We start from the raw sequence: 8,937 nt of genomic DNA on the forward strand, positions 1-8,937 counted from the left end.
TAAATTCGCTATGTGTTCATTCACGGTTCCCAACAGGAAACCATGGACGGAAACGCCCACCTCACCGGAGCATTAGAAGCCGAAACAACCACCGCCGCCGAAACAACCACCGCCGCCGAAACAACCACCGCCGCCGAAACAACCACCGCCACCGAAACAACCACCGCCACCGAAACAACCGCCGCCGCCGAAACAACCGCCGCCACCGAAACAACCACCGCCACCGAAACAACCGCCGCCGAAACAACCACCGCACCGGAAACAGCCACCACATCGGAACCCACCACAGCGGAAACAACCACCGCATCGTTGAGCCAGAGTAGCATCGTACTGGCCATCATATTCCCAAGGCGTCATCTCACTCTGCTTGAACTCGTCAACACTCAACTTTTGGATTTCTTTTTTGAAATCATCCATTGTTACAACCTCCGTTTAGGTTTTGTCAGGCCGTATCCAGGACTAACAAAAGAACATAACGAAGATCATCCATTATCCAACGAGTGAATCCACCATCCGTCAATCCAATATCCCACTCTCGACTTAATTTTTATGTAACAGATCAGCTAAGTTGCAGGTCCAAATAATTTTATTGGTCATTGGTAAAACCTATCTGTGGTTTTTTAAAGGGTAAAATGCATTTGTTAAAACCTCGATTTCATCACATCACGGAGTAAATCACTTTTTTATCTATACCGTCCTCCCGATTTGATGGGAAATAGAAAATCCAGGTTGTCCATATGGCTGAGGCGATCCAGTACCGGTCGCTGATCGGAAATTTGGGAGTAGTGCGTTTCGATAAGGAAGGGAAACATACAACAACCCAGCGGAATCACGCTGGGTTTGTTTGGAAGGAGTGATGAGTAGCTGGACACGGATATCGAAGGTGACACCCCAAATTCGCAAAGCTTGGACATTGCGGCGGATGGTGTTGCCCCCTGCAGTCCTAGACTGGCAAAAAGTAACCCTGCCGGGGCGACAGTGTAACAAAAGATCTGTGAGATGCACTGTTCCCGAAATCAATCCTGCACCGTTCTATTGAGGGTTTGTAAAGAACATGATTTCTCAAATCGGTATGGCCAACAATTCCTTCAACTGGGCATCGATGTAGGGAAATAGCCTCCAGCATGGCGAAGTGTCCCTGTGGCTGAGAATGACTCACATTTCGCTCTTGGTGCAGGTCTCTATCTGATTCTAGTTCACATCATATTTCAAAGTGGGTATGGAAACTTCTTGTTCGAATGCATAAGCGAAGCGATAGAGATTTGCTTCATCAAACGGTCTGCCGATGAACTGCATTCCAATGGGTAATCCTGCTTCCGAAAAGCCACATGGTATCGAAATGCTTGGAAAACCAATAAAATTACTTGGACTAGTCAAACGAAGGAGAGCATCACGCACGTGTTCACAATTCCCTTTGATATACACTTCTCTCTGGTCTATATCAGGGGGCAAAATCGGTAGAGTGGGGGTTACCAGCACATCTACTTTTTCTAGGACTTTTCGAAACTCCTGTTGAGCATAATGTTTGACCTGTTGGGATTGAACATACTCATATGCCTCGATATTCTTCCCAAGCAGGAGACGTTCACGCACTTCCTTTTCATATCGTTCCAGACCCATCAGAAGCGTTTCTCTATGTACAGCATAAGATTCACTTCGGATTGTTATTTGTTGTGCTAGAGAAATCTTTTGCATGTCGGGAAGGTCGATCATACGAATTTCAGCCCCCAACCCTTCAAACACTTCTAATGACTTTCGAATCTGGCTTTCAACCTCAGGTTCCAGATTTTCGAAATAGAAGGAGGTAGGAACACCGATTACACTTCCTTTAACCCCACTCCATATCAAACGTGTGAAATCTTCTTCTGCCTCTTTTACTGAATAAGGATCCCTTTCGTCATAGCCAGCCAATACATTTAACAAGACCGCATTATCAAACACAGTTCGAGTCATGGGACCAACATGATCAAGCGTCCAACTGAGTGGGTACACCCCGTATTTGCTTACTCGTCCAAACGTTGGCTTCATGCCAACGATGCCACAGCAGGCTGACGGTATCCTGACAGACCCCCCGGTATCTGTACCCAATGCTGCGTAACAAAGACCAGCGGAGACGGCTGCACCCGATCCACTACTCGAACCACCAGACATTTTTGTCAGGTCATACGGATTTTTTACCGCACCAAAATAAGATCGATCACCTGTTGGACCATATGCGAATTGATGCGTATTCAGCTTGCCAATGATGATCGCGCCCGCTTGCTTCAGCTTTTCTACCACCCCGGCATCATAATCCGGGGCAAAATCTTTATAGATTTCGGATCCCATGGTAGTCCTAATGTTTTTGGTATAGATTATATCTTTGAGACCAATGGGGATTCCGTGAAGTGGACCTCTCCAATTTCCTGTAACAATTTCTTTTTCTGCCTGTGAAGCGGATTCCAAAGCTTCTTCATACAATACGGTAATAAAGGCATTTAATTTAGGATTAACCACTTCAATCCACTTCAGGAGATGTCGGGTTACTTCCAACGGGGAAATTTCCTTGGTTCGGATACCATCTGATAATGTTTGCAAGTCCCATTTCAGAAAATCTTCTTTGTATTTCTGGGCCATTTCTGTTCACCTTCTCCGATCTGATTATTTTGTTGTTCTTTTGAAATCCGCTTTTCTACGAAAGTATGGCCGCCACTCCAATGACAACTGCTAGAACAGCGCTATCAACATGGAGGCGGATCCATGGTTTGCTACAGAACACCCGTCAGTGTAGGCGTTACAATCGTTGCAATATTGGTGAAGAATAACAACTGTCAGGAGCAGGGATGCAAACGCCAATCCGGAACGCTTAATCATTCTTAGATTTCCGGTTTTGCGATTAATATACAATGAAATATTTTCTGAATCACTTTCAGTTTCTGAGATTTTGTTTCATCGTGCTATTACTATTTCCTCCCACCAAGAAAATATTTACATTCCGACATCATTACCATGTGCTGTTTATCTGCAATATATTTTATATTAATTTTTTACTGTTAAACGTGTGTCGGACAATGGGGGCATCATTGGTCTTAATGATATCTTTTTATTTTCGACAAAAAAAGACCGTTTATTCTTAGGGGTGATCAGCTATATTTAATACTGGAATACTCTTAAATAATAAAGTAGAAAAGGAGGGATGTGGTGGTTGAGGATAGGAAACCTGTCAATTGTATTTTACAGCTTATTTTGATCTTAAAACCACGGTGCGAGGAAGCTGCATCATGAAAAAAGGGGTATCATTACTTGTAATTTTCTTCTTGAGCGTGGCGGTGGCGGGATGCAATTGGGCACCTGAAACGTTGAACGGCGTTGAAGCGGCGGAAGAGGGACAGGCGTTGAATATGGTGGAAAACACGGAACCGGTGAATCTGGACACCGCCAAATATATAGACGAAAGTTCTGCCAAAATCATCACCAATGTGATGGAAGGATTGATGCGGTTGGATGCAGACAACCGTCCCCAACCCGCAATAGCGGCTGATTTTCCCGAAATCAGTCCCGATCGAAAGACCTATGTCTTCAACTTGAGAGAGGCGTACTGGAGCGACGGGGAGCCAGTGACAGCCTATGACTTTGAGTATGCATGGAAACGCGCACTCGATCCTAAAACCAAAAATAAATATGCTTATGTATTCTATCCCATTCTGAATGCGGAAGAATATCACACCGGCAAAGCAAAAGCGGAAAGTGTCGGCGTACAAGCGATAGACGAAAACACCTTGAAGGTACGTCTGAAGAGTCCCACCCCGTATTTCCTCAGTTTGCTGTCATTTATCAGTTACATGCCGCAGAGACAAGACGTGGTAGAAAAGTATGGAGACCAGTATGCCAAGGATGCGGACAAAATGGTGTACAACGGGCCTTTTGTGCTGTCGAAATGGGAACATGAACAAGGGTATCAGCTCACAAAAAATGAGGAGTACTGGGATAAGGACAATGTGCGGTTGAGTCGGGTCAACGTAAAGATCGTCCCACAATCCGACAAGGCGATACGTTTGTATATGTCCGATCTAGTGGATGTGGTTCCACTCAGAAACAAACTTGTGGATGTGTTCCAGCCTTCGAAAGAATTCGTTTCGGCGATCAGTAGCACCGTCTATTATTTGAGGTTCAACGTGAAGAATGATTTCTTGTCGAACCGACATATTCGGCAGGCGATTACACTGGCGCTTGACCGAGAAGAACTAACTCAAGACGTGTTAAAGTTCGGTACTCCTGCTTATGCAATGGTGCCACCGACCATTCACGGATATGTAGGGTATTTTCGTGATCAGGCGGATCGTAAACAGGGGAAATTGGTTTATTATGATGTGAATACGGCGAAAGAAGCGCTACAAAAAGGGATAGCGGAGTTGGGCATTGATAAAGTGCCCCCATTGAAATTGCTCGTTTACGACGATGACAGAAAAATAGTGGCGTTGTACGTGCAGGAACAATTGGAAAAATACTTGGGTATCCCCGTGGAAATCTCAGTAGAACCAGCCAAGGAAAAAGCGGAATTGGAAATGAGCGGAAAGTTTGATATGAGTATTTTCCGGTGGACGGCAGACTATGATGATCCCATGACGATCCTGGATTTGTGGGAAACGAAAAACGGCCTGAATTTCGGCCATTGGTCCAACTACAGCTACGACCAGATCATCGAGAGGTCGAAAGACATGTCGGATTACAGGCAGCGCAACGAAAACCTGATTGAGGCCGAAAAGCTGTTGCTTCAGGATTATGCCGCCGCTCCTCTGTACTATGAGAACAATGTCTTTTTTATGCAAAAGAGCTATGTGAAGAATTTGGTACACCATCCTATAGGGGCGGCGTATTCGTTGAAATGGGTGGAAATCCGCAAGAAATAGATCTGTAACAGAAAAGGGGAGGGCGAAGAAAGCTCTCCTCTTTTCTGTTTGATCTTTTGATGAGTGAGAGGGAAGAAGCACGATGCCAAAGAGTGGGTTCGTCAAAAACCGGTTAAGCCTACCAAAAGCAAATATGGGGTGATGTAGAAAATGATGGATATACAAAAGGATAAAACACATCGTATTTTTTGTTTCATTCATTTCTTTTATTGATGTACTTACGCTTTTCCCAGCAAAATCTATATAATGAAAAGATGGAAAATTCATAAAGGAGGTCGTGTGCGGTGACAGAATCCTATCCGGTGATGAAAGAGGCGGAACCCTTCTATTTTCAGGGGAATGATGTGGGGGTATTGGTTCAGCACGGATTTACCGGAACCACCCAAAGCATGGGGGAGCTAGGGGAGCACTTGGCCCAATGCGGTTTCACTGTTTACGGTCCCCGTCTGAAGGGGCACGGAACTCACTATGAAGATATGGAGAGGACCACTTACGAGGACTGGATCGCTTCTTCCGAGGCGGGGTATCTGATGTTGCGGGAGAAATGTTCCCGTGTTTTTGTGGTCGGTCTGTCCATGGGTGGGACGCTGGCTCTCCATCTCGCACACAAGTATCCGGAGACCCGGGGCATCGTGCTGATCAATGCTGCCTTGTTCATGGATGAGCTGGAGAAAGTGGTACAGATGGAGGAGCCCCGCTTTTTGGATGCTATCGGCTCGGATATCAAGGCGCCGGGTGTGAAAGAACTGGCCTATGAAAAAACACCCCTGAAGTCGGTCCGAGAACTTGTCAAGTTTATGGCGGCTACCAAGAATAAAGTGCCTTCCATTTCCTGTCCCGCCCTGATTTTCGTATCCACGGAGGACCATGTGGTTCCCCCGTCCAACTCTCACTATATCCACGATCATCTTCCGACCAACGACAAGAGATTGGTAGAGCTGCACGACTCCTACCATGTGGCCACCCTCGACAACGACAAGGAGCTTATCAAGGGGGAAACGGAGAAGTTCATCCGCCGTCTGGTGGAGGTTTGATCCCCGATGCCGTGTTGATCGGCGTCACTGTTACCTGTTGTATGATCAACCTAATCAGTGTTAACCGGTTTTCCGGACGCACTACGCTGTTATGGAGCACGCCGATTCGCTCGATCTCCAGCTCGACGATGTCACACAGTTTCAGCTAATGTCCCCATTCAAGGCCACAGACACGACACGGTACCCGAGTGAAATTTATCGTTCAATGATAAAAAAGGAAAGAGCTACCCTTAGCGGGTAGCTTTTTAAACAGAATGGGCAAGTTTTCGCCTATTGATTCATAAGAAGCTCTTGATCTCTTCTGAATGCTTTTTTCGCCATTCCTTTTCTTTCCGGATTTCCTCTCCAATGACTTTTGATTGCACCCTGAATCAAATCCGGTTACCGCCCCAAAATCTCAGGTTCGCTGTTGGATCTAACCTAGGAAAGGGGAAAAATATGGACATTACGCTTCGGAATTTGTTTCGGCAGCCTCATTTTGTGAAGCTTTGGTTGTCTCAGACGCTACAATCGCTTGCAACCGTCCTGCTTCAAGTGATCGTGATGGTGAAAGTCTACCAGCAGACCGACTCTGTATTGGGTTCGTCTTCAGTATTGGCTGTGATGGCATTTGGATCCTTTGCTGGTGGCATTCTTGGATCGTATCACATTCATCGATTTTCGTTGGTTCGTCTTTTGCATGGGATCGGATGGACTCGGGCGGGCTTGACTATCATTCTGGGGCTTTTGCTGTCCAACATCCATTCCCTGTTTCTGGTGTTTCTGCTGATCAACTTGTTTTTGATTGCGGCAGTTGGCGCATGGTATCAACCGGCTCGCTTTGCTTTACTCCCATTGGTGGTATCAAAAAAAGAATATATGAAAGCCAACGGAACGCTGAATGTCATCCATCAGTTGTTTTTGGTTGCGGGATGGGGATTGGGTGGGATGATGGCCGTGATACTCCCGTTTTATACTGTGATTCTCATCACTTCCCTCTCTTTCCTGCTATCCGGCGTATGCGTCCGCCTGATCCGATTAAATCATTCATACAAAGGGGAAAAATCGAGCAAGCCGGAACCAGCTTGGAGAAAAATGATGAAAGTGGGGGTGCTCCGAAATTTAACATTGATGGACATAAGCGAGGCATTGGCGAATGTAGTGTGGAGCAGTGCCTTCATATTGGCTTTTACTCATGAGATTTTGAAAAAGGGGAGTGAATGGTGGGGATTCATTAACGCTGCTTATTGGGTTGGGGGAATTGCGGGAAGTTTCATGGTTGTGATGATGACCAGGCTCTTGGAGAGACGGGTAGGCCTGATGATTGGTTTGAGTGCATTATCCATGGCCCTGTGTACCTTTTTATTTGCTATCAATACGAATGCGATATTGGCTTTGGTCTTGTGTATTTTAATGGGTCCGTTATATCAAACCAGAGAGATCTGCCAAGAAACGGTTCTTCAAGACGTCATCGAACCACAGGAACGAGCCAATGTGATGGCAGCGAGGAGTGCCATTTTAACTCCCTGGTGGGGAATGGCTTATCTGATCATGGGGTGGGCAGCGGATGGGATGGATATTCAATCTACTTATATTCTTGGCGCTGTTTTGTACGGAGTTACGTTTTTAATCGTGATCCTTCATCCACAACTAAAGGATTACCAATATCATGTCGAGCAAAAATCATCAATTTCTCGATGAAGGGTCGGAAACGATCATATTGCCGTGTCTTGGTCAAAATAGCCTGAAGTGGAGTGAGTGTCACACCACTAGCTTCTTTGTTACCATTTACCGAACCATATTACGATCGTTATGGGGAGGATTTCAAAACAATCAAGATCCCAAACAGGGTGAGTATAGTTGTTTGAGCTGTTTTCGCACTCGGCGGAAATCTGGCATCGATAGAAACTTGGCGGTAGAATGGATACGGCTCAGCAGAAACAACGGGAAAGGAGATCCGCCATGATTGACAACATCGTGATTCAGGACGCCACCATCGATGATTTGCCGGCCATCGTTGACATTTACAATTCCACAGTGAGTGGACGAATGGCCACGGCAGACACCGAGCCGGTCACCGTGCAAAGCAGGGTACAGTGGTTTCACGAACATTCCCCCCACTTCAGGCCGCTTTGGGTTGCGGAACATGAAGGGAAAATACTCGGCTGGTTGAGTTTTCAATCGTTTTACGGCAGACCGGCCTATCGCGCCACCGCCGAGGTGAGCATCTACATCCATCCAGAAAGCAGAAAAAAGGGATTGGGAACCCGTTTGCTGGAAAAGGCGATTGCGGAGTGTCTACGGCTGAAAATCAAGACATTGCTCGGTTTCATCTTCGTGCACAATGAACCCAGCCTGAAGCTGTTTGAACGGTTCGGATTTGAAAAATGGGGCCATCTCCCATCTGTTGCAGAACTGGACGGAATCGAACGGGATTTAGTGATTGTCGGGAAAAGAGTGACTCCTTGACATTCCTTTCTCATACCATGTCATATCGTTGTCCCGCTTACAGAAAAAGTCGCCTGAAAGCCCACGGTTTTAATTGTGGGATGAAAGGCGGCATTGCTCGGTGCCCTCTGAAGAGGGCGCTTAGAGCAACATTTTTTGTTTTTAGTTGTTGCAGTATTTATAAAATACTGATACAACTAAAACCATGGGACAAGCATACAGAAGGACCAAAAAGATGGTATCTCTGATTAACTACCACTTTGTTTTCTGCCCACGTTATCGCAGAAAAGTGTTGGTCAAACAGTTGGTGAAAGACATTTGTCAGGCTGGAAACGTTTCAAGCGAAACGATCCGGCTATATGTGGAAGAACAAAAGAAAAGGGGATGAATGGATGCCCACCATCACACTCAAGCTGGAACTGTATCAACCAACCAAATTCAAACAGGCGATGTATGAACGAATGACCCAGATCAACACGAAGTTTGCAAACTGGCTCTTGCTTCATCCCGACGTGAACAAGGCGACCAGCAAGATTTTCAAGGAGTTTTCTGACGAGAAGTTCCCATCTGCAATCATTAACCAAACG

Annotated in this window: 7 protein-coding genes and 1 pseudogene; 7 read left to right on the top strand and 1 reads right to left on the bottom strand. The window is 45.9% G+C overall.

Features of this window, described 5'->3' with window-relative positions:
- The first annotated feature begins 42 nt into the window (after positions 1–42).
- Positions 43–504, top strand: a complete 462-nt coding sequence (locus NWF35_RS03645) for a hypothetical protein (protein ID WP_301237716.1) — start codon at positions 43–45, stop codon at positions 502–504.
- Between the two features lie 687 nt (positions 505–1,191).
- On the opposite strand, the gene NWF35_RS03650 is transcribed toward NWF35_RS03645, so the two are convergent.
- On the bottom strand, positions 1,192–2,616 hold the full coding sequence (locus tag NWF35_RS03650) for an amidase (protein WP_301237717.1): 1,425 nt from the start codon (positions 2,614–2,616) through the stop codon (positions 1,192–1,194).
- A 644-nt stretch (positions 2,617–3,260) separates the two neighbouring features.
- Between NWF35_RS03650 and NWF35_RS03655 the strand changes: the two genes are divergently transcribed.
- From NWF35_RS03655 to NWF35_RS03680, 6 genes and pseudogenes are all read left to right on the top strand, one after another.
- Positions 3,261–4,889, top strand: coding sequence for a peptide ABC transporter substrate-binding protein (locus NWF35_RS03655; protein ID WP_301237718.1), 1,629 nt, complete (start codon positions 3,261–3,263; stop codon positions 4,887–4,889).
- A gap of 284 nt (positions 4,890–5,173) precedes the next feature.
- Complete coding sequence (locus NWF35_RS03660) at positions 5,174–5,923, top strand: alpha/beta hydrolase (RefSeq protein ID WP_301237719.1); 750 nt, start codon at positions 5,174–5,176, stop codon at positions 5,921–5,923.
- A gap of 438 nt (positions 5,924–6,361) precedes the next feature.
- Positions 6,362–7,603, top strand: a complete 1,242-nt coding sequence (locus tag NWF35_RS03665; RefSeq protein WP_301237720.1) for an MFS transporter — start codon at positions 6,362–6,364, stop codon at positions 7,601–7,603.
- Between the two features lie 261 nt (positions 7,604–7,864).
- On the top strand, positions 7,865–8,371 hold the full coding sequence (locus tag NWF35_RS03670; protein ID WP_301237721.1) for a GNAT family N-acetyltransferase: 507 nt from the start codon (positions 7,865–7,867) through the stop codon (positions 8,369–8,371).
- Positions 8,372–8,555: 184 nt separating this feature from the next.
- Positions 8,556–8,738 (top strand): transposase, encoded by a 183-nt coding sequence (locus tag NWF35_RS03675; protein ID WP_301237722.1) that lies wholly within the window; start codon positions 8,556–8,558, stop codon positions 8,736–8,738.
- Positions 8,739–8,742: 4 nt separating this feature from the next.
- A pseudogene (locus tag NWF35_RS03680) lies at positions 8,743–8,937 on the top strand (RNA-guided endonuclease TnpB family protein); the annotation flags it as partial.

The organism is Polycladomyces subterraneus, assembly GCF_030433435.1.
GTDB classification, from domain to species: Bacteria; Bacillota; Bacilli; order Thermoactinomycetales; family JIR-001; genus Polycladomyces; species Polycladomyces subterraneus.

What these genes read in the sequence shown, in the direction of transcription:
- NWF35_RS03645 (WP_301237716.1), top strand. Translation starts at nt 43, where the DNA reads ATGGACGGAAACGCCCACCTCACCGGAGCATTAGAAGCCGAAACAACC.
- NWF35_RS03650 (WP_301237717.1), bottom strand. Translation starts at nt 2,616, where the DNA reads ATGGCCCAGAAATACAAAGAAGATTTTCTGAAATGGGACTTGCAAACA.
- NWF35_RS03655 (WP_301237718.1), top strand. Translation starts at nt 3,261, where the DNA reads ATGAAAAAAGGGGTATCATTACTTGTAATTTTCTTCTTGAGCGTGGCG.
- NWF35_RS03665 (WP_301237720.1), top strand. Translation starts at nt 6,362, where the DNA reads ATGGACATTACGCTTCGGAATTTGTTTCGGCAGCCTCATTTTGTGAAG.
- NWF35_RS03670 (WP_301237721.1), top strand. Translation starts at nt 7,865, where the DNA reads ATGATTGACAACATCGTGATTCAGGACGCCACCATCGATGATTTGCCG.
- NWF35_RS03675 (WP_301237722.1), top strand. Translation starts at nt 8,556, where the DNA reads ATGGGACAAGCATACAGAAGGACCAAAAAGATGGTATCTCTGATTAAC.